The organism is Ilumatobacter sp. (assembly GCF_030065885.1).
Lineage (GTDB): Bacteria > Actinomycetota > Acidimicrobiia > Acidimicrobiales > Ilumatobacteraceae > Ilumatobacter.
In genome coordinates this window covers 17,260-36,879 of record NZ_JASJCS010000023.1, presented here as the reverse complement: position 1 = coordinate 36,879, position 19,620 = coordinate 17,260, and the positions used below count along the sequence as shown (strand labels likewise).

At 69.4% G+C, this 19,620-nt stretch carries 17 protein-coding genes, 1 tRNA gene, 1 other RNA gene and 1 pseudogene; 12 read left to right on the top strand and 8 right to left on the bottom strand.

What is annotated here, in order from left to right:
* Nucleotides 1–607: pseudogene (locus tag QNJ12_RS07670) on the top strand (hypothetical protein); the annotation flags it as partial.
* Nucleotides 608–620: 13 nt separating this feature from the next.
* On the opposite strand, the gene tadA reads toward QNJ12_RS07670, so the two are convergent.
* Nucleotides 621–1,076, bottom strand: a complete 456-nt coding sequence (gene tadA, locus QNJ12_RS07665) for a tRNA adenosine(34) deaminase TadA (protein ID WP_300621118.1) — start codon at nucleotides 1,074–1,076, stop codon at nucleotides 621–623.
* A gap of 74 nt (nucleotides 1,077–1,150) precedes the next feature.
* On the opposite strand from tadA, the gene QNJ12_RS07660 reads away from it, so the two are divergent.
* Both QNJ12_RS07660 and QNJ12_RS07655 read left to right on the top strand, forming a co-directional pair.
* The gene (locus tag QNJ12_RS07660; protein WP_300621115.1) at nucleotides 1,151–1,921 is read left to right on the top strand and encodes a phosphotransferase; all 771 of its coding nucleotides are present in this window, start codon (nucleotides 1,151–1,153) and stop codon (nucleotides 1,919–1,921) included.
* 93 nt (nucleotides 1,922–2,014) lie between these two features.
* Nucleotides 2,015–2,968, top strand: a complete 954-nt coding sequence (locus QNJ12_RS07655; RefSeq protein WP_300621112.1) for a hypothetical protein — start codon at nucleotides 2,015–2,017, stop codon at nucleotides 2,966–2,968.
* A gap of 137 nt (nucleotides 2,969–3,105) precedes the next feature.
* Here the strand turns inward: QNJ12_RS07655 and QNJ12_RS07650 are convergent.
* A tRNA-Ser gene (locus QNJ12_RS07650) sits at nucleotides 3,106–3,190 on the bottom strand.
* A 71-nt stretch (nucleotides 3,191–3,261) separates the two neighbouring features.
* Here QNJ12_RS07650 and ffs point away from each other — a divergent pair.
* An RNA gene (gene ffs, locus QNJ12_RS07645) (signal recognition particle sRNA small type) lies at nucleotides 3,262–3,360 on the top strand.
* Between the two features lie 81 nt (nucleotides 3,361–3,441).
* Nucleotides 3,442–4,323 (top strand): 5'-3' exonuclease H3TH domain-containing protein, encoded by an 882-nt coding sequence (locus tag QNJ12_RS07640; protein WP_300621108.1) that lies wholly within the window; start codon nucleotides 3,442–3,444, stop codon nucleotides 4,321–4,323.
* A gap of 497 nt (nucleotides 4,324–4,820) precedes the next feature.
* Here QNJ12_RS07640 and QNJ12_RS07635 read toward each other — a convergent pair whose 3' ends face one another.
* From QNJ12_RS07635 to QNJ12_RS07620, 4 genes are read right to left on the bottom strand one after another with little or no spacing between them, the layout of a single operon-like run.
* Nucleotides 4,821–5,393, bottom strand: a complete 573-nt coding sequence (locus QNJ12_RS07635; RefSeq protein WP_367281764.1) for an ATP/GTP-binding protein — start codon at nucleotides 5,391–5,393, stop codon at nucleotides 4,821–4,823.
* A gap of 7 nt (nucleotides 5,394–5,400) precedes the next feature.
* Nucleotides 5,401–5,784: a DUF742 domain-containing protein gene (locus QNJ12_RS07630; protein WP_300621123.1), complete on the bottom strand. Its 384-nt coding sequence runs from the start codon at nucleotides 5,782–5,784 to the stop codon at nucleotides 5,401–5,403.
* 5 nt (nucleotides 5,785–5,789) lie between these two features.
* The gene (locus tag QNJ12_RS07625; protein ID WP_300621103.1) at nucleotides 5,790–6,206 is read right to left on the bottom strand and encodes a roadblock/LC7 domain-containing protein; all 417 of its coding nucleotides are present in this window, start codon (nucleotides 6,204–6,206) and stop codon (nucleotides 5,790–5,792) included.
* Entirely contained in the window at nucleotides 6,203–9,262 is a 3,060-nt protein-coding gene (locus QNJ12_RS07620; protein ID WP_300621101.1) for an ATP-binding protein, read from the bottom strand. Before QNJ12_RS07620 ends, QNJ12_RS07625 begins: the two co-directional genes overlap by 4 nt.
* Nucleotides 9,263–9,572: 310 nt before the next feature.
* Between QNJ12_RS07620 and QNJ12_RS07615 the strand changes: the two genes are divergently transcribed.
* Genes QNJ12_RS07615 through QNJ12_RS07605 form a run of 3 tightly spaced genes read left to right on the top strand, consistent with a single transcriptional unit; the run spans nucleotide 9,573 to nucleotide 13,800 of the window.
* The gene (locus QNJ12_RS07615; protein WP_300621099.1) at nucleotides 9,573–10,787 is read left to right on the top strand and encodes a hypothetical protein; all 1,215 of its coding nucleotides are present in this window, start codon (nucleotides 9,573–9,575) and stop codon (nucleotides 10,785–10,787) included.
* Between the two features lie 13 nt (nucleotides 10,788–10,800).
* The gene (locus QNJ12_RS07610; protein WP_300621096.1) at nucleotides 10,801–12,573 is read left to right on the top strand and encodes a GspE/PulE family protein; all 1,773 of its coding nucleotides are present in this window, start codon (nucleotides 10,801–10,803) and stop codon (nucleotides 12,571–12,573) included.
* Nucleotides 12,574–12,588: 15 nt separating this feature from the next.
* The gene (locus QNJ12_RS07605) at nucleotides 12,589–13,800 is read left to right on the top strand and encodes a type II secretion system F family protein (RefSeq protein ID WP_300621093.1); all 1,212 of its coding nucleotides are present in this window, start codon (nucleotides 12,589–12,591) and stop codon (nucleotides 13,798–13,800) included.
* Here QNJ12_RS07605 and QNJ12_RS07600 read toward each other — a convergent pair whose 3' ends face one another.
* Nucleotides 13,801–14,577: an A24 family peptidase gene (locus QNJ12_RS07600; protein WP_300621091.1), complete on the bottom strand. Its 777-nt coding sequence runs from the start codon at nucleotides 14,575–14,577 to the stop codon at nucleotides 13,801–13,803.
* A gap of 47 nt (nucleotides 14,578–14,624) precedes the next feature.
* Between QNJ12_RS07600 and QNJ12_RS07595 the strand changes: the two genes are divergently transcribed.
* Entirely contained in the window at nucleotides 14,625–15,845 is a 1,221-nt protein-coding gene (locus QNJ12_RS07595; RefSeq protein ID WP_300621089.1) for a type IV pilus twitching motility protein PilT, read from the top strand.
* A 2-nt stretch (nucleotides 15,846–15,847) separates the two neighbouring features.
* Nucleotides 15,848–16,570, top strand: coding sequence for a DUF429 domain-containing protein (locus tag QNJ12_RS07590; protein WP_300621086.1), 723 nt, complete (start codon nucleotides 15,848–15,850; stop codon nucleotides 16,568–16,570).
* Between the two features lie 177 nt (nucleotides 16,571–16,747).
* On the opposite strand, the gene QNJ12_RS07585 is transcribed toward QNJ12_RS07590, so the two are convergent.
* Nucleotides 16,748–17,227, bottom strand: coding sequence for a hypothetical protein (locus QNJ12_RS07585; protein ID WP_300621083.1), 480 nt, complete (start codon nucleotides 17,225–17,227; stop codon nucleotides 16,748–16,750).
* A gap of 248 nt (nucleotides 17,228–17,475) precedes the next feature.
* Here QNJ12_RS07585 and QNJ12_RS07580 point away from each other — a divergent pair, with 248 nt between their 5' ends.
* Nucleotides 17,476–17,784 carry a type II secretion system protein gene (locus QNJ12_RS07580; RefSeq protein ID WP_300621080.1) on the top strand — a complete coding sequence of 103 codons (309 nt, stop codon included), beginning with the start codon at nucleotides 17,476–17,478 and terminating at the stop codon, nucleotides 17,782–17,784.
* A 72-nt stretch (nucleotides 17,785–17,856) separates the two neighbouring features.
* On the top strand, nucleotides 17,857–19,554 hold the full coding sequence (locus tag QNJ12_RS07575; RefSeq protein ID WP_300621077.1) for an O-antigen ligase family protein: 1,698 nt from the start codon (nucleotides 17,857–17,859) through the stop codon (nucleotides 19,552–19,554).
* Nucleotides 19,555–19,620 lie beyond the last annotated feature (66 nt).

Genomic DNA, 19,620 nt, shown 5'->3' with positions numbered 1-19,620 from the left:
CGCCGACCGGTTCGAGGTGATCTGGCCGACCGGTGAGGTCGACGAGCAGTTCGGAGCCGTCGAGTCGGCCGTGCCGGACCATCCCGATCTCGACCGGCCCGGGCTGACGGCCCGCATCGGCACCGAGACCGCCGTGCCCGCCGAGCCCGAGCCGGCGACACCGATCGCCGGACCGAGCATCGACCTCGATGCGCTCACGGTGGGCGGCCCCGAGGCGGGCGACGAGGACGACGACGTCGTGCTCGCGGTTCGCCGTGCAGTCGCCTCGATCGAGACCGGAACGCTGGCGCCGCGCCGGCGCCTGGCCGACGACACCCCGCCCGAGTCGGAGTCGCCGGCGGTCGAAGATGCCGAGCCGGAGTCACCGACCGATCCCTGGTCGGCGACGTCGCCCGACGGCGACCTGGTCCTGCCGGCGCGTGTTGCTGCTCGTAGCGAGCACAGCGTGTGGACCCAGGGCGGCTCGTCGGTGTTCGACGAGGTGCCGCCGAGCGCCACCCCGATCCTGCCCGCCGACGAGCCCGAGCCGGCGAGCGACGAGCAGGGCGACGAGCCCGAGCGGACGTCGGCCCTGCGCCGCCTGATCGGCAGCCTGCGCCGCCGCTGACGGCGGCTCGTGTTCAGCGCCGGCGTGCGGCGAAGAACTCGACGAGCAGCGCACCACAGTCACCGGCGAGTACCCCGCCCGCCGTCTGGACGCGGTGGTTGAGCAGTGGACTGTCGACGAGGTCGAAGCACGACCCCGCGGCGCCCGCCTTCGGGTCGGTGGCGCCGAAGACGAGCCGGCCGAGGCGGCCGTTCACCATCGCGCCGGCACACATCGGACACGGCTCGAGGGTGACGACCATGGTGCAGTCGTCCAGCCGCCAGTGGCCGACCTCGGCCGCTGCGTCGCGCAGCGCCAAGATCTCGGCGTGTGCGGTCGGATCGCCGGTGAGCTCGCGCTCGTTGTGCCGGGAGGCGATCACCCGGCCCTCGCGCAGCACCACCGCGCCGACGGGGACGTCGCCGTGGCCGACCGCCGCCCGAGCTTCGTCGAGCGCCAGCTCCATGGCCTCCTCGAGCTCCGACTGCATGCCGGCAAGTCTTGCAGGCTCGCGGTGGGGTAGCCGGAGGAACCGAGCTGCCGATCGCCTGGCAGGATGGCCCGGTGGAACAGCAGCAACTCGGTGGCGGCATCACGAACGCCGGCCGGGTCGTTCGTCTCGGCCCGCACGTCCTCCGCCCGTCGAGTTCACACTCCGATTCGATCCACGCCTTGTTGCGAACGCTGCGAGAGGCCGGATTCGAGGGTGCTCCGCGTCCGTTCGGCCGCGACCCCGACGGGCGCGAACGCCTGGAGTTCATCGACGGCGAGGTGCCGGTGGTGCCCTATCCGGACTGGAGCCAGTCGGACGCTGCCCTCGCGTCGATCGCCATGCTCCTGCGCGCGTTCCACGACGCGGCCCGCGGCTTCGACCCGTCGAGCCTCGCGTGGAGCGACCGGTTGGCCGACCCGGCGGGTGGGACCGTGGTGTGCCACAACGACGTCGAGCTCTCGAACGTCGTCTTCCGAGACGGCGTCGCCGTCGCCCTGCTCGACTTCGAGTTCGCCGCCCCTGGTCGTCCGGTCTACGACCTCGCTCAATTCGCACGGGTGTGTGTGCCGATCGAGGACGACGTCGACCGGGCTCGGATGGGCTGGCGGCCCGCCGACCGGCCGGAACGGCTGCGGCTGATCGCCGACGCCTACGGCTTGGATCGGGAGGGACGAGACGGGCTGCTCACAGCGATGGAGGATGCCATCGACCGCATCGAGCTCGCCGCCCGACGTGATCACGACGAGGCGACGCTGGCGCAGACCGGTGGCATCGAGAAGTACGACCGTCGGCGCCGCTGGTGGACGGATCACCGCGACCAGTTCGCCGATGCACTTCGCTGACGGAATGGTCGCCGGTCCGAACGACCCGGCGATCGTTGAGCGCCACCGACGGCGCTTGACTTCAACCGAGGTTGAAGTCGTACCGTCGACCGTATGGCCTCCCCCCACCACACCTTGCCCGGCAGCGATGATCTCGCCATCAGCGAGGCTGCCCGACGACTCGTCCTCGCGACGCCCGACGGGCTCGTCGTCGCCGACGGGCAGATCGAACTCGCCCACCACGACATCACCGATCTCGCGGTCCACCCCGAGAGCGGCCGGATCGCCGCCCTGGTCGACGGTGCCGCCATCCACCTGAGCGCCGGCGACGGCGACTGGACCCACGTCGCCTCGATCGGCGACGGGCCACTCCGTGTGCTGGCCTGGCACGGCGACGACATCCTGGTCGGCGGCGCGAACGCACGACTGTGGCGCGTGACCCCGGACGGTCATCCGCATCGCATCGACGCCTTCGATCGTGCGCCGACGCACGAGGACTGGCACACCCCGTGGGGCGGTCCGGCTGACGTGTACTCGATCGCCTCGGACGGCTCGGAGTGCTTCGTCAACGTTCATGTCGGCGGGATCCTCCGATCCGCCGACCTCGGGACCTGGGCGCCGACGATCGACCTGCTCGTCGACGTCCACGACGTCGCGATCGACGACCATGGAGTCCTCTGGGCCGCGACCGGCGCACGCGGTCTCGCCCGCAGCACCGATCGGGGCGCATCGTGGACCCACTTCACCGACGGGCTGCACGCCACGTACGCCCGAGCCGTCGCTGCCGTGGACGGCGGAGCCCTGGTCAGCGTGTCATCCGGTCCGTTCGGGCGTGACGGCGCGGTGTACCGACTCGACGGCGACACGCTCACGCGGCTCTCCGCCCTGCCGGACCTCGACGGCTCGATCGACCGCGGCCGCCTCGTCGCCGACGACGACGTCGCGGCGATCGCGCTGCCGTCGGGTGACGTCGTCGTCAGCACCGACGGCGGACGATCGTGGCAGACGGCGCTCTCCGGTCACCCCGACGTACGCGCGATCGCACGACGCGGACCACGCTCGGCCTGAACTCGGAGCGGAAGCCTTGCCGGCGCTCTCGAACTCGGTGGCTTCGGACGGACGTCCGCCCCGACCGAGCGAACGCCGGCGAGCCGGGCGGTGATGCGTGCGAGCGGAGCGAGCGGGGCGCAGCCCCGAGGCCGGAGCGGAGGGAGTGGGATTCGAACCCACGGAAGGTTGCCCTTCACACGCTTTCCAAGCGTGCCGATTCGGCCGCTCTCGCACCCCTCCTGGTGTTCCGGCCAGGCTATCCGAGGGGTATCCTGGACCCCACTCGTCGGGCTCCCGGCGGGTGAGGTGGTGGTCGGGTCCTGTGCAACGGGCGCCCGTGAACCAGGTCAGGCCAGGAATGGAGCAGCCTTCATCGGCATCGTCCGTGTGCCGCAGATCGCCTGGCCACCGCCTCACTCGCCAGGAGCCTCGTCGCGTACGGACATCACCTCCGATCCCCGGCAACGGAGCATCGGGTACGGTTCGGCGGCGTGAAGGTCCACCTCGTCGACGGCACCTACGAGCTGTTCCGGCAGCACTTCGGCAGCGCCAACCGGCGCAGCGAGAGTGGCCGCGACCCAGGGCCGTACGACGCCACGATCGGCGTCCTGACCTCGACGCTGCAGCTCTTCGAGGACGGCGCCACCCACGTCGGCGTCGCCAGCGACCACGTGATCGAGTCGTTCCGCAACGACCTGTGGGATGGCTACAAGACCAGCGAGGGCATGCTGCCCGAGCTGCTCGAGCAGATCCCCGTGATGGAGGAGGCGCTGATCGCCATGGGCGTCACGACCTGGCCGATGGTCGAGTGGGAAGCCGACGACGCGCTCGGCGCCGCGGCGCGGGTCGCCGCCGCCGACGAGCGCGTCGAGCAGGTGCTGATCGTGACGCCCGACAAGGATCTCGGCCAGTGCGTCCAGGGTCGGCGAGTCGTGCAGTACGACCGCCGCAAGCGCGAGGTCATCGACGAGGACGCCGTGCGCGAGAAGTTCGGCGTCGGCCCGGCGTCGATCCCCGACTACCTCGGCCTCGTCGGCGACACGGCCGACGGTTTCCCGGGCCTGCCGGGATGGGGCGCGAAGTCGACGTCGCTCGTGCTGGCCCGCTACGGACACCTCGAGGCGATCCCGCCCGAAGCCAGCCTGTGGGACGTCGAGGGGCTTCGCGGCGCGGCGAAGCTCTCCAAGACGCTGCAGGACAACATGGAGCTGGCGCTCCTGTTCCGCATCATCGCCACGGTCGACCGCGATGCGCCGGTCGGCGAGGTCGACGACTGGAAGTGGACAGGTCCGACCCCCGACTTCGCCGAGACCTGCCAGCGGCTCGGTGTCCCCGCCCTGGCCGACCGCACCGCCGAGGTCGCCGTCGGCTGAAGCGCGACGACCGGGCTGCGCCGAGTCCGTCGACTTCGTGGCAGTCATCAGGACATCTGTCGGCGCGATCGCTGCCATGGCGCTGCACTCCGGGCGGTCGTCACCGGAGCCGGGTCACATGACCGCCGACCGCGTCGCCCCGTGGGGGTGGGCCGAGCCGAAGGGCTCGCAGTGTCGAAGCGCAGCGGCGGCGGCGGGCTCGGTCAGGCGCAGCCGAGCCGGCGTGTCGAGCGCGTTGCGAGATGCACCTCGCTCCGGCCGACCGCGTCGCATGGCGGGGTGGGCCGAGCCCGAAGGGCTCGCGGTGTTGAAGCGCGGTGGCGGCGGCGAGCTCGGTGAGGCGCAGCCGAGCCGGCGTGTCGAGCGCGTCGCGGGGATGTGCCCCGCGCCGGTCGACCCCGTCGCGCGGCGGAGGTGGGCGAGCGCCGAAGCGCAGCGGCGGCGGCGAGCTCGGTCAGGCGCAGCCGAGCCGGCTTCGCCGGTCGGCGCAGCCCGATCTAGACGGCCGCCTTGGCTCGCTCGCGGCGGAGCGCGAGCTCGACCAGGGCGATGAGGCCGTTCTTGACGTCGGCGCGATCGCGGGCGTCGCAGAACAGCATCGGGATCCCCTGGTCGATCTGGACCGCGTCGCGGATCGCTTCGAGGCTGTGGGTGCGATGACCGTCGAACGGGTTGACGGCGACGATGAACGGCATCTGGCGCGACTCGAAGTAGTCGATGGCTGCGAAGCAGTCGCCGAGGCGCCTGGTGTCGGCGAGGATCACCGCGCCGATCGCGCCGCGGGCCAGCTCGTTCCACATGAAGTGGAACCGCTCCTGCCCCGGGGTGCCGAACAGGTACAGCACGATCTCCGGCGTCAACGAGACGCGGCCGAAGTCCATCGCGACCGTGGTGGTCTGCTTGGCGCCGATCTGCGACAGGTCGTCGACTTGTGCGGAGGCGGTGGTCATCGTCGCTTCGGAACGGAGCGGCTCGATCTCCGAGACCGTGTTCACGAAGGTCGACTTGCCGACGCCGAAACCGCCGGCGACGACGATCTTGACGGGGATCTTCCCGTTCTGCGCGGGCATCGTGGGATCAGAGGTTGCGGACACCGTCGAGCACCCTTTCCAAGAGGCTGGAGTAGTTCTGAGTTGTCTGGGGCGTGTGGAGCACGACGGCACCGTCGCCGACGAGATCGGCGACGAGCACCCTGGCGACGCCGATCGGGATCTCGAGCCGTGCGGCGATCTCGATCAGCGCCATCGGCGCCTGGACGAGCTCGACCAGCTTGGCAGCCTCCCAGCGGTATGCGCCGAGATGCTGCGAGGCTCGAGTGCTGGCCTGGATCTGTGCCTCCAGGCTGATGTCGATCTCGCCGCCCGTGCGGCCGCCGGTGATGGCGTAGGGCCGGATCAACCGGCCGGTCTCATCGTCGGCGTCGGCGTCGAACTCATCGACCCCCACGTCGATGTCTCCCATCACGATCACGCCCTCGACATCATGAGCGACTTGAGCTCTTCGCGGACTTCGGGGGTCAGGACCTCACCAGCGCGGTCGGCGAACACGGCGATCTCGTAGCCGATGGTGCCGATGTCGGCGTTCTTGGAGGTGACGACGCACATCAGCGAGCCGTCGCGGATGCCGGTGACGAACATCCAACCGTTCTCCATCTCGACGATCACGTTCGAGACGGCGCCGGCGCCGAAGCGGCCGGCCGATCCGTACGCGAGGCCGATCATGCCGGAGGCGACCGCAGCGAGACGCTCGGCGGCTTCGCGGTCGACACCGTCGGAGACCGCCAGCGGCAACCCGTCGGACGACACGACGACCGCCTGACGGACGGCTGCGACCTGTTGGACGAAGCGGGCTACGAGCCAGTTGAGGTTGTCTGCTGCGTTCATCGACGATCCCCTCCGAGATCCGTGTGGTTGTCGTACTTGTCGGCGTCTGTGGCACCGGTCTTGAACTCGCTCTGGAACGCCCGGAGGCGCTCTCTGAGAGCTTCGGGGTCGAGCTCGGACCGTGATGTCGAAGCCGGCTCCTCGATGGGAGCGACCGGATCACCGACGCGGGTCCGGGTCGGCAGGTCGAGGCTCGACGAGAGCCCGGACGAGTCCGAGTCGAACGAGGGCGGAGCGAGCGCCCCGGCGTTGCGGGCCGAGTCGAAGGCCGACAGCGCCGCCTGCAGGGCGCTGGGTTCGCCGGCGGTGACGGGAGAACCCGACGGTGCCGGATCGGCGAGTCGATCGGGACCCGTCGGGCCCGTGCCCGGGTTGCGGGTGGGCAGCCCCGACGGAGCCGGTGCAGGGGGTTCGATGTCGGGTGCGGGGCGAGCCGTGTCGGGCGTCACCGGTCGCATCGCCAGGCCGTCGACCGAGATCGGCGGTGCCGGCGGGATGTCGAACTCGCCGGCAGGGCGGGCGGCCGGAGCCTCGTCCGGCGGCGGCAGGTCGGGCAGTCCGAGGGCGGCACCGAGCGCCGGCGTGAACGTCTCCTCGCCGGCGTCGGGCCCAGCGACTGGCGCCTCTGTGGTCTCCGTGGCCTCCGTGGTCTCCGTGGCCTCGGTCGTCTCGGTCGTCTCGGTCGTCTCGAACGTCTCGAACGTCTCGAACGTGTCGTAGGTGTCGGGGGTGTCGACGGTGCTCTCGGTGAGCGAGACGTCGAGCGCCAGCGCCGACCAGTCGTCGGCCGCGGGGACCGCGGGCCGTGCCTCGTCGAGCGGGGCATCGTCATCTGCGACCGCCTGCGACGGCTCGGCAGCAGCCGCCTCGGTCACTGCGGGCTCGGCGGCCACCTCGCGGACGTCGAGCTCGATGGTCTCGTCGTCGATCGACGGGGTCGCTTCGGTCGCCGCCGCGTCGGCGACGGGCGGCTCGAGCAGCGACGCCTCGAGCGAGAGGCTCGCCCAATCGTCCGCCGGCTCGGCGGCCAGTGTGGGCTCGGCCAACGGCTGCTCGGCGGCAGGCGCCGGCGCCGGCTCGGCCAGCGATGGTTCGGCCACCGTGGGTGCCTCGGCGGCATCGGGCGGCACGACCGGCTGCTCGGCGGCGGCCGGAGCCGGCGTCGGCACAGCGGCTGCGGCGGTGGCCGGTGCGTCGAGCGGCACGTCGATCGGGCCGAACAGCGCCGAGGGGAGCACGACGTCGACGGTCAGGCCCGGGTTGCCGGTCGAGAGCGTGACCGCGATCCCGTGCTTGTGGGCGAGCAGCGACACGACCGACATGCCGAGCGTCGCCTCGACGGAGAGCCCGACGATCGGGGGATCGCGCAGCAGCTCGTTGAGCTCGGCCATCCGCTCGGGGCCGATGCCGACGCCGTTGTCGACGATGCGCAGCATGTACGAGTCGTCCGCACGGCGGCCGCCGACGCGCACGGCGCTGTCGGGCGGGCTGAACGAGGTGGCGTTGTCGAGCAGCTCGGCGAGGAGGTGCGAGACGTCGGCGACGACGTTGCCGCGCACTTGCAGGCTCTCGAGCGCCTCGATGTCGATGCGGCGGTAGTCCTCGACCTCGCCGATGGCGGCGCGGACGACGTCGTCGATCTCGGTCGCCTTGACCCGGCGGCGCTTCGGCTCGGCGTTGGCGAGCACGAGCAGCGACTCGCTGTTGCGACGCATGCGGGTCGCCATGTGGTCGAGCTGGTAGTAGTTCGCGAGCACGTCCGGATCGTCGACCTCGGCCTCGAACTCGTCGAGCATCGCGAGCTGCCGGTCGATCAGCGACCGGTTGCGGCGGGCCATCGTGACGAAGATGTCGGACACGCCGCGCCGCAGCACCTCGACCTGCTCGTGGGCGACGTCGACGAGCGTGCCCTGCATCGAGTTGAACGAGTGCGCGAGCTCGGCGAGCTCGTCGCTGCCCTTGGCGTTGACGGGGTCGATCGGGGGCAGCGAGGCCTTGCCCCGAGGATCGCGCATGGCGCCCACGAGCGCCGGCAGCTGCTCGGTGGCGACCTGCTTGGCGCCCGCCGACACCGCCTTGATCCGGCGGGTGATCGAACGGGTGATCATCCAGGCCACGAGCCCGGCGAGCAGGACGGCGCCGAGGATGATCGCGGTCCGGACCAGCGCAGCCTGGCGGGTGCTGGCCACCTCGGCCTCGGCGCGCTCGACGATCGACTGGCTGATGATGCTCTGGAACTCGACGCCCTGTGCGACCACCTGGCTGAAGCCGCCGGTGTCGAACGACTGGATCTCGCCCTGGGCGGCGGCGCGCACGACGTTGTCGAGCTGGGTGCGGTAGCCGCCGATCGCGGCGCCGTAGCCGCTCTGGCGGTACTGGCTCGCCCACTCCTCGGGGGCGACGGCCTCGAACTCGCCGAGCACGGCGTCGAACTCGGTGAACCCGTTCCGGGCCTGCACGAGCGGCGAGCGGTCGTTGGTGTCGTTCGGCCACTGGCTGGCACCGGCGATGATGCCGTTCGCGGCGAGCTTGGCCTCGGCGAGCTTGACGACGGCGAGCAGCTCGCGGCCGAGCTCGCGGTCGCCGGCCTCGGACGGCAGCAGCTGCCCGACCGAGACGAGCTCGCGAACAGCAGCGTCATAGGCGAGGACGGGATCGACCTCGGACTGCATCTCGGGTGCGATCGACGCCATGTCGAGCGACCGGCGGGCCGCCGACAGCGACGAGCGGCTGGTCGTGATGTGCTCGGAGGCCGCCTGGAAGGCGCTGAGGCCCTCGACGGCGTCGCGCAGGTCGTTGATCGCCTGGTCCGTCGCCCGGCGACCACCGTTGACGTCGTCGACCGGCGTCTCGCCCGTCGACTCTGCGGCCTCGGCCTCGACGGCGGTCAGCGCGGTGATCAGTGGATCCCACAGGCTCCCCAGCTGCGCGTTGGACTCGGCCTGTTCGACGGTCTGCAGGTCGCTCCGCACCGTCAGCGCGAGCATCGCACCCACGGCGACCACGAGTGGCAGCGCGGCTGCGAACAGCTTCGTTGAGAGTGATAGGCGTCGCATTCTTGCGTTTCCTCCGACTGTGCTCGTCTGCTCGTGACCTGGCGAAATGACATCGGTGTGACTTCCCGGGCCGTTCGAGCGCTACGAACCTGTATCGGGGCGCGCGTCGAGTATCTTGAGAAAATGCGAACATTCACCTGAACAAGAGTGGGAGCATGGTTGCGTGACCACGGGCGGGGTCGCAGTCGGGCGCGCGCGTTCGTCTGCGGTTCCTCAAGCTTCCCGGAGCTGTTGCCGATACGTGATCCGTGACCCGAAGGGGTTCGCCGCCACGTGCCCCGTGGCGGTCCAGCGGGAGGATCGTGAGCGTATGAGTACGGAGATCGACGAGTTTCGCAAGAGCTTGGTTGCCGCAGTGCAGGCCGAGCTCGAGCGCCACGCGTCCGCCGTCGTCGCGGAGGTCGACCGGCTCCGTGAGGAGGGCCGTCGCGATCGCGCCGAGATCCGGGCCGAGTTCAACCAGCAGCTCGCCGCAGTCGTCCAGGCCCTCGAGCAGGTCCAGAACCGCTCCGAGGGCCACGCCGACACCGTCCGCAAGGCCCTCGAGCAGCGTCTCGACGACGCCGAGGCCCGGCAGACCCGTCGTCTCGACGACGTCACGAGCGGCCTCGAAGGGCTCGTCAACGAAGCGGCCCGGCCGATGCTGGCCCAGGTGCGCGACGACCAGGAGGCCATGAACCGCCGGGTCGACGGCCTCGACACCAACCTCCGCAAGTTCGACGAGCAGGCGGCCCGCATGGTCACCTACTTCAACGACGTGTCCCAGCGCATGGAGCAGCGCCAAGACGAACTGGGCGAGGCACTGCAGACCGACATCGGGTCGCAGGTCGATGCGCTCAAGAAGCTGGTCGAGGAGAACGACTCGACCGTCCGGCGGTTCCAGAACGAGGTCGGTCAGTCGGTCACCCAGAAGATGAACGACGCCGAGGACCGGTTCAACAACCGGCTGCTCGCGACCGAGAGCCGCATGCAAGAGGACAACGGCCAGAAGATCGCCGAGATCGACGTCCACGTCAGCCGCGTCAGCTCGGGCCTCGACGAGGCCCTCGGCGTGGTCAACGACCGCATCGCCGCGATCGACGACCGCTTCGTCGAGACCGACCGCCGGATCGAGGCTGCCGAGGAAGCGGCCCAGGGCATCGACGCCGAGGCGATCGACGAGCTCAAGGAGAAGATGTCGAGCGCGGCCGGTGAGGCGATGCTCGTCCGGATCGAGATGGAGCGCCTCGAGAAGGGCGTCAACGAGAAGACCGACGGCCTCGCCGTCCGCCTGACCGAGGTCGAGACCAACATGAGCGACGTCACGCTCGACGTCTCCACCGCCGTGCAGCTCGATCGCATGGAGGAGATCGAGCGGGCGCTGCTCGAGATCGACCCCACCAAGTTCGTCCTGAAGGACGACGCCGGCACCGGCACCGGCGACGGCGCGTCCGCCGGTGATGACGAACAATTGAAGAACGCGGACGAAGGTGCCGATGACATCTCCGGCGTTGCCGCGATCAGCGAAGCAGCGGAAGGAAGCTAACGGGGTCCACACCATGGCGTTGCGCAAAGGCAAAGACGACAAGAAGACGCCCGACGAGGGTGGCGGCGCAGTTGCTGTCGAAGAACGCCCCGGCGAGAGCGTCGAGGAGTGCGTCGCGCTGGGTCAGGCCCTCGTCGAGGCCGGCCACCTCGAGGGCGAGCGGCTGGCCGAGGCGCTCGGTGAGGCCAACGGGGAGCTGTGGCCGTTCGGCCAGATGCTGCTCACGAAGTACGGCGTCGGGCGCGCCGAGTACGCCCAGGCCCTCAGCAAGGCATGTGGGCTCCCGGTCGCCGACCCGACCTCGGCCGAGGTCGACCTCGAGCTCGGCGAGCACGTCGAGGAGAAGGTCGCCCGCAAGTTCTTCTTCATCCCGGTCGCCGAGTCCGGCGGCAAGGTCACCGTCTGGTCGGCCGACTGCTCGACGACCAAGCGCGATGCGGCCGAGTCCGCCGCCGGCAAGAAGTTCGACTGGGTCGCCACCGACCCGAAGACCATCACCTCCTACATGGAGCAGATCTGGCGCTCCGACGCCGACATTGGCCGGTTGGTCGCTGCGTTCGAGGAAACCGATGCGGCGCAACAGGCCGCCGAGGAGGCCATCAACGAGGTCAGCCTCGACGACCAGGCCCCTGTCGTGCAGCTCGTGTCGCGGATCGTCGGTCAGGCCCTGCGAGATCGCGCGTCCGACATCCACATCGAGCCGCTCGACAAGGACGTCCGCGTTCGGTACCGCATCGACGGTCAGCTCGTCGAGGTGGTGCGCCTCCCCCTCACGGCGCACAACCCGCTCGTCAGCCGGCTGAAGATCATGTCGTCGATGAACATCGTCGAGAAGCGCGCCCCCCAGGACGGCCAGTTCTCGACCACGGTCGACAGTCGACCCCTCGACGTCCGTGTGTCGTCCGTGGCCACGGTGTTCGGCGAGAAGGTCGTCATGCGTCTGCTCGACAAGAGCAAGTCGATGGTCGGCCTCAACGAGCTCGGCATGCCGCGCGAGACGTACAACACCTACTCCAAGATCGTCCACGCCCCGTACGGCATGGTGATCTGCGCCGGCCCCACCGGCGCCGGCAAGACCACGACGCTGTACGCGACGCTGCTCGAGATCAACTCGGGCGGCAAGAACGTCACCACCATCGAGGACCCCGTCGAGTACGTGTTCCCCGGCATCAACCAGGTCGGCACCAACGAGCGGGCCGGCCTCACGTTCGCCACCGGCCTCAAGGCGCTGCTGCGCCAGGACCCCGACGTCATCCTCGTCGGTGAGGTCCGCGACGCCGACACCGCCCGCATCGCCGTGCAGTCGGCGCTCACCGGTCACTTCGTGCTCTCGTCGCTGCACGGCAACGACAGCGTCGCGGCGGTCCACCGCCTGCTCGACATGGGCATCGAGGCCTTCCTCGTCGCCTCTGCGGTCGTCGCCGTGGTCTCGCAGCGCCTCGTGCGCCGGATCTGCGACAACTGCAAGGAAGAGTACGAGCCCACCGCCGACGAGATCGCCGTGTTCCGCCAGCACAGCGGTGGCTCCGACAAGGTGCACTTCTTCCGCGGGCGCGGCTGCAGCTACTGCTCGAACACCGGCTACCACGGCCGGATCGGTGTCTACGAGCTGCTGAAGATCACGCCGGAACTCCGCCGTCTCATCGTCGGCTGGGCCACCACCGAAGAACTCCGTCGTCTGGCGGTCGCCCAGGGCATGCGCACCATGCTCCGCGAGGCGATGCAGCTCGTCGAAGACGACGTCACGACCATCCACGAAGTCGTCAAGACTCTGTTCGCCTCCTGACCCCCGGAGCACCTCATGCCCAAGTTCGCATATTCCGCCATCGACGCCACCGGCGCAGAGATCGAAGGCACCACGAAGGCCGACACCATCGGCACCGCTCGGACCATCCTCGTCGAACAGAACCTGTTCCCGATCAAGATCGAAGAGTCGCGCGGCATGCTCGACTTCGAGCTGACGAAGGAGAAGGTCAAGAAGAAGAACTTGATGAACTTCACCCGCCAGCTGGCGGTGTTCGTCAAGGCCGGCATCCCCATCACCGATGCGCTCACCACCATCGGCGACGAGTCGACCGACGTGGCGCTGCGGCGTGCGGTCGGCGACATGGTCGACGACCTGCGCAACGGCGGGCTGTTCTCGGCAGCCGCCGCGCAGCACCCCACCGTGTTCCCGAACTACTACATCGGCATCCTCCAGGCGGCCGAGCTGACCGGCCGGCTCGACGAGTCGCTCGAGTCGCTCGCCGACTACATCTCCCGCGAGATGGAGACCCGCTCGAAGGTCGTCGGCGCGCTCGCGTATCCGGGCGTCGTCATGATCATGGCGCTCTTCACCGTCATGGTCCTGGCCGGCTACGTGCTGCCCCAGTTCAAGCCGCTGTTCGAAGAGCTCGACGCCGAGCTGCCGCTGCCGACGCGGATCATGCTCTTCTTCGCCCGGTTCTTCACCGACCTCTGGTACATCACCGCGATCGGCTTCCTCCTGTTCGCCGCGACGGTCGCCTTCCTCGCGATGCATCCGACCGGCAAGGAGATCTGGCAACGAACATCGCTCAAGATCCCGATCATCGGCGGGATCATCGAGTACTCGATCCTCGAGCGCTTCTGCTCGGTGCTCAGCACGATGCTGCAGGCCGGCGTCGCCGTGCCGCCGGCGATGGAGACCACGACCGAGGCGGTGTCCAACATCGTCTACCGCGAGCAGCTCGAGATCGCCCGCCAGCAGATGCTCGAGGGCTCGGGCTTCACCCAGCCGCTCATCGAGACCGAGCTCTTCCCCGGCGCCGCCCGGCAGATGTTCAAGGTGGGTGAAGAGACCGGAACGCTCGACGAGCAGCTCGAAGTGGCCGCCGAGTACTTCAACCGCGAGCTCGAGTACCGCATCAAGACCTTCACCACGCTGTTCGAGCCGATCATGATCCTCTTCGTCGGTGCCGTCGTCGGCTTCGTCGCCATCGCACTCGTGTCCGCCATGTACGGCGTGCTCAACGGAGTGCAGGAGGACGCGTGATCAGCCTTGCCACACGAGATCGACGAACCACTGGCCGGCGAACACGGCCATGACCGTGCCGGCCGCCAAGAACGGTCCGAACGGCAGCGCCGTCTTGCGGCCCGCGCTGCCGACGGCCATCGCCGCCAGACCGACCACGGCCCCGATCAAGAAGCCGTAGAACAGCCCGACCGGCACGATGCCCGGGTTGAGGTAGCCCAGATGCAGCCCGAGCAACGGCGCGAGGCGTACGTCGCCGTCGCCCATGCCGCCGCGGCTGACCACGTAGATCAGGCCCATGATCGCCAGCGCGATACCGGCGCCCAGCGCGGACTGCCAGATTCGCTCGGGCTCGTCGTTCACCAGCGCAGCGATCACGATGATGATGCTGCTGAGCGCGATCGCCGTGTACGTGATCTCCCTGGGCAGCCTGAATTCGTGGAGGTCGATCCACACGAGCGCCACCAGCGCTGCGCCGAGCACGCAGAACGCCGGCAGCACCGGGTCGGCGCCGAACTTCAGACCGAACAGAACGAACATGCCGGCCGTGGCCAGCTCGATGACGAGCGGCTCGGCGCCGATCGGCGTGCCGCAGTGGCGGCACTTGCCCCTGAGCACCACCCAGCTCGCGATCGGCACCAGATCGGCCGGCAGCAATCGATGACCGCACGAGCCGCATGCGCTCGGCGGCGTCATCACCGAACCGCCACGCGGCACGCGATCGACCACCACGGTCAGGAACGAGCCGATCACCACACCCATCACGGCGCAGGCAACCAGGACCAGTGTCGTCTCCATCTCGTCAGCACGCTAGGCCCGGTGGGCACTCGCGGAAGGGAAATCTGATGTCAGAGCCAGATCCGGTCCTCGTGACCCTCCTCCAGGCAACGGTCAACTCCGGTGCCTCCGACCTCCACCTCACGGTGGGACGCGCGCCGACGGCGCGCCGCGACGGCACGCTCGTCAGCTTCGAGAACGTGAAGGTCCTCGACGGCGACGACACCACCCGCATGGTGATGTCGCTGCTCGACGACGAGCAGGTCGACGAACTGGGCAAGATGAAGCAGGTCGACTTCTCGTTCGGCATCCCCGGTTTGGGCCGGTTCCGTGCGAACGCCTTCCACCAGCGCAACTCGCTGGCGCTCGCACTGCGCGTCGTGCCGTTCCGTGTGCGCTCGCTCGAAGAGCTGGGTGCGCCCCGCTCGGCGACCGCGCTGCTGAACAAGCCGTACGGCCTGGTGCTCGCCGTGGGCCCCACCGGCTCGGGCAAGTCGACGACGCTGGCGGCCATGATCGACCGCATCAACGAGACCAAGCCGGTCCACATCCTCACCATCGAGGACCCGGTCGAGTACCTGCACCACCACAAGGTGGCCATGGTCAACCAGCGCGAGGTCGGCACCGACGCCGTCTCGTTCGAACAGGGTCTGCGCAGCGCCCTGCGTGAGGACCCCGACGTCGTGCTGCTCGGCGAGATGCGCGACCTCGAGTCGATCCAGATCGCGCTGAGTCTCGCCGAGACCGGCCACCTCGTGTTCGCCACGCTGCACACCAACGACGCGTCCCAGGCCCTCGACCGCATGATCGACGTGTTCCCGTCCGACAAGCGCGACCAGATCCAGACGATGCTCGCCGGTGCGCTGCAGGGCGTGGTGTCACAGCGCCTCCTGCCGGCGATCAGCGGTGGTCGCGTCGCCGCCTACGAGGTCCTGATGGGCACCGAGGCCGTTCGCAACCTCGTTCGCGAGGGCAAGAGCCGCCAGCTGCGCAACGTGGTGGCGACGGGCGGTCCCGACGGCATGCAGACGATCGAGATGGACCTCGCCCGCCTCGTCACGTCCGGGCTCGTCACGATGGAGATGGCGCAGTCGATCTCGGCCTACCCCGCCGAGATCCAGGCGCAGGTCTCGACCCTCCGTGCGCAGGCACAGGCTCAGGCCACGGCCGCAGCCGGCCAGGTCGCCACGTCGGGCTCGGGCCAGAACATGGGCGACGAGACCGACGGCGACGGCACGTCCGAAGCCGCTGCGGCCGCCCAGCCGGCCGAGCCCGCGCCCGCCGGCTGACGATGGCGCCCCGGAACCAGAATCCCTTCAAGGCGATCGGCGGTGTCACGCCGTGCCCTGGAGGGTGGTTGGTGCTGCCCGGCCGCCTGGCCGGCGTCACCGTGGTTGCCGAGGAGGCCTTCGTGCTCAAGACGCTGATGGAGGTGTTGGACTACCGCCCGAAGTTCGACTTCGCGGCGGTCAACATCCCGTTCGGCTACCCCGAGTACCCCGGGCAGCAGTACCGGCGCTGCGATCGCGAAGCCCGTCAGATGATCGGGTGGCCGCGGATGGTCAGCGTCCGGCCGGTCCCCTCGCGCGCCGCGCTGTTCGCGAAGTCGCGCAAGGAGGCGATCGGCATCGAGCCCTGGCTGACCAAGAACGACTTCCGCCACTTCCGCTGGATGCGCGAGGCGGCCACGGAGATCCAGCCGTTCCACAGCCGGTCGTTCTACAGCGCCTCGTCGGCGCTCTCGTTCCAGCACATGAACGGCGACGAACCCCTCCACACGTCGCCGTACCACGAGGAGGGGCAGCTCGAACGCCTCGATCTGATCCGGTCGAAGCTGCCCGGTGTCGACGACGTGATCACCCGCGTGCCGCCCGACGGCGCCGGTCAGGTGCACATGTACGACGCCGCCGCGATGCTGTGGACCGCCCGCCGGGCCTCGGGCCGGGCGATCAGCCGGGTGCCGATGGATCCCGAATGGGACGAGGCCGGCATCCGCGTCGAAATCGTCCGCTGACCGCGGCGTCGTCCGCTGACCGCGGAGTTGCGCGCTGGCAGCGCATCCGTGCGCCGAATCGCGTGGCCGTCCGCAAGTTCGTGGCTACGCGCGCGGGACGGCGGTCTCGATCGGCCCACCGTGTCCGTGGGCCCGCCCATGGCCAGTTCCCGAGCAGGGTGACCGGCCGGCGTCGGCTCAGCTCAGGGCGAGGCCGACGACCGGTTCGTGCGACGAGGCGGCAGTCACCGTGTCGAGCAGCGCGACCATCGTGTCGGCGAGCTCGCGCTGGCGGTCGAAGCAGTGGTCGACGAGCTGCGTGAGCTGCCCGACCTGGCCCTCGACGCCGGCGATGCGTTCGGCGCTCGCCTCGAACGACGCACCGGGTGCCGAACCCGGCACATGATGGGTCGCACCGCGGACCTGTTCGATGAGCTCGATCAGCGTGTCGCGGGTGCGGTCGAGGTCGGCGCGGGCCTCGTTGCGGGCCAATTCCGCTTGATCGCGAGCAATTTCTGCATGCGCCGCGATCGTTGTGAACTGCGAGTGAAGTCGGTCCTGCAGCGTGGCGACCAGGCCGCGGAGCTCGTCGAGGTCGGCGCGCATCTGCGCGGCCTCCTCGTCTCCGAAGATGTGGTGTTGTCCCAGCTCAGTGGCGGTTTTCCGGCGTCTTGCCATGATCGACTCCTGCAACTCTTCGCGGCGGTTCGAACGCGTTCCGTCGATATCCTCCTGGGTCATCGGCGTGTGTGCCGCCTGACTTGAGCTGGAGGTGCCGCTCGTAAAATTCGTGGAGTTCCTCTAAAGTGGACGCGCCAACGGGCCGATGTTCTGTATGCGCCACCGGGAGCCCGTCTCACGGTGCGAAACACAACACAGTGAGAATCGGCTGCCCAATCTGGGCGGAAGGAAAAGGAATCATCATCATGAAGAAGACTGACGAGGGTTTCACCCTCATCGAGCTCCTCATCGTCATCGTCATCCTCGGCATCCTGGCCACCGTCGTGGTGTTCTCGGTCCGTGGCATCACCGACGACGGGCAGGACAACGCCTGCCAGACCGACGAGCGCACCCTGTCGGTTGCGGTCGAGGCCTACTTCGCCAAGTACGGCAGCGCCGGCGGTGTGGACGAGCAGTCCATCGTCGACGCGGGTCTCATGCGTGACCTGTCGGCCAACTACGACATCTCGGGCACGACCGGCGACACGCTGGTCGGCACCGGCGAGTGCGCCTGATACACACCTAACTACTGCACAAGGCCCCGCGACCGATCGGTTGCGGGGCCTTGTCGCGCTTAGCTTCTGGCCATGACCTCCGCCGTGACGACGCCACATCCGGGTGGCGCGCTCGATCGTGCCTGGCGAGCGTCGTCCGCGGTCGACCGAGCGGTCGTCGCGTGGGTGTTCGGTTCGCTCGCTTGGTTCGTGCCGGTCTTCCGGTTCGACTGGTGGACGCCACGTCTCGCGCTGCTCGTCGGCGCCCTGCCCGTCGGTCTGTGGGCGGCGTGGCGCCTGATTCGAACGCGGGATCGGGCGACGATCGCGGCCGCCGCGTTCGCCGCATGGCTCGTGATCGGCGCCGCCTTGTCCAGCTCGCCGTGGCTGTCGCTCAAGGGTGCGACCGGCCGCGACTACTCCGCGCTGACCTTGATCGGGGCGTTGTCGATGTGGGCGATTGGCCGGATGCTCCCCAAGAGCGCGACGAAGGTCATCGGGCCAACGGTCATCGGAGCACTCGGTCTGAGCGTGATCGTCGGCACGTACCAGGTGCTGGTCGGCATCGCGACCGGCCTCTACGCCAGCTCGCCGAGCCGGGCGAGCGGCTTGCTGGTCAATCCCGTCTACTTCGGGTCGATGGCCGCCGGCGCGGCGGCCTACGCCGCAGCTGCGCATGTCGCCGAGGGGCGCCGCTGGACGCTGCTCGCACTTGCGGCGGCTGCGTACGGCGTCATGTTGTCGGGCTCTCGGGTGGCGCTGTTCACGACGCTGGTGATCGTCGCCGTCGTCTGTCTGGCGACGCGCACGATGCGAAGTGTCTGGAGCGCCGCCGCGACCGTGTGCGGCCTGGGGCTCGGCTACGTCGTCTCACAGATCGGCGACGGCCGGAGCTCGGTCGACCGATTCGGGGTGGGCACCGAGGGACGCCTCGACGTGTGGCGCTATGGGATCGAGGGCGTCTTCGACCGACCGCTCACCGGCACGGGGATCGGGTTCTTCCGCGAGGGCGTGCAGGAGGCCTTCACGATCGAGTTCGTCCGAGACGAGACCGCGTTGGGCCGACAGTCCTGGGCGGACCCGCACAACCTCGTCATCCTCATCCTCGTCTCGACCGGCATCGTCGGGCTCGCGCTCTTCCTCGCGTTCGCGTTCTTGTCCATCGGCAGCAGCCGGGGCCCGCTCCTTGCGCTGTTCCTCGGGATCGCGGCCAGTTGGCTGCTCCAGCCGACTCCGATCCTGACCGCGCCCACCGCCTTGCTCGTTCTCGGTGCGGCTGCCCCACGTCTCGCAGGCGACGCACCGCAACACGACTCGCCTCCGGTGCGAAGACGGTGGCCCCTCTACGCGGGTCTCGTGCTCGTCGCCTATGTCGGCGTCGCCGACCTCTCGTTTCGCTGGGCACTCCGCGCCGATGACGAGGCCGGCGTGGAGACATCGCGGCAGTTGTTCGTGGGAGACCCCGCCGTCGAAGCCATCGTGGCGAGCTGGCACCTCGAGGCGAGCGACAGCGATCCCGATCGTCTGGCCGATGCGATCGATCATGCGCATCGAGCCGCAGAGTTGGAGAACTCGAGGCCGATTCGATGGGTCCAGGTCGCCCGGCTCCAGGTGCGCGCGATGGAGCTCCCCGAGGCTCGGGCCAATCTCGAACGCGCCGTCGAGCTGCAGCCGACCGAGCTCGCCGCATGGCTCGCGCTGGTCGATCTCGCCGCCATGATCGACGACGACGAGCTCTCCGCCGAGGCGTCCCGTCGATCGTGCGAGCTCCTACCTTCGTGTGCACCGTGACCTCTCCCAGCCGAGACCCGCGCGGTCGGGCACGTTTCGGGCCCGTGGCCCGGGCGAGGCCGACTC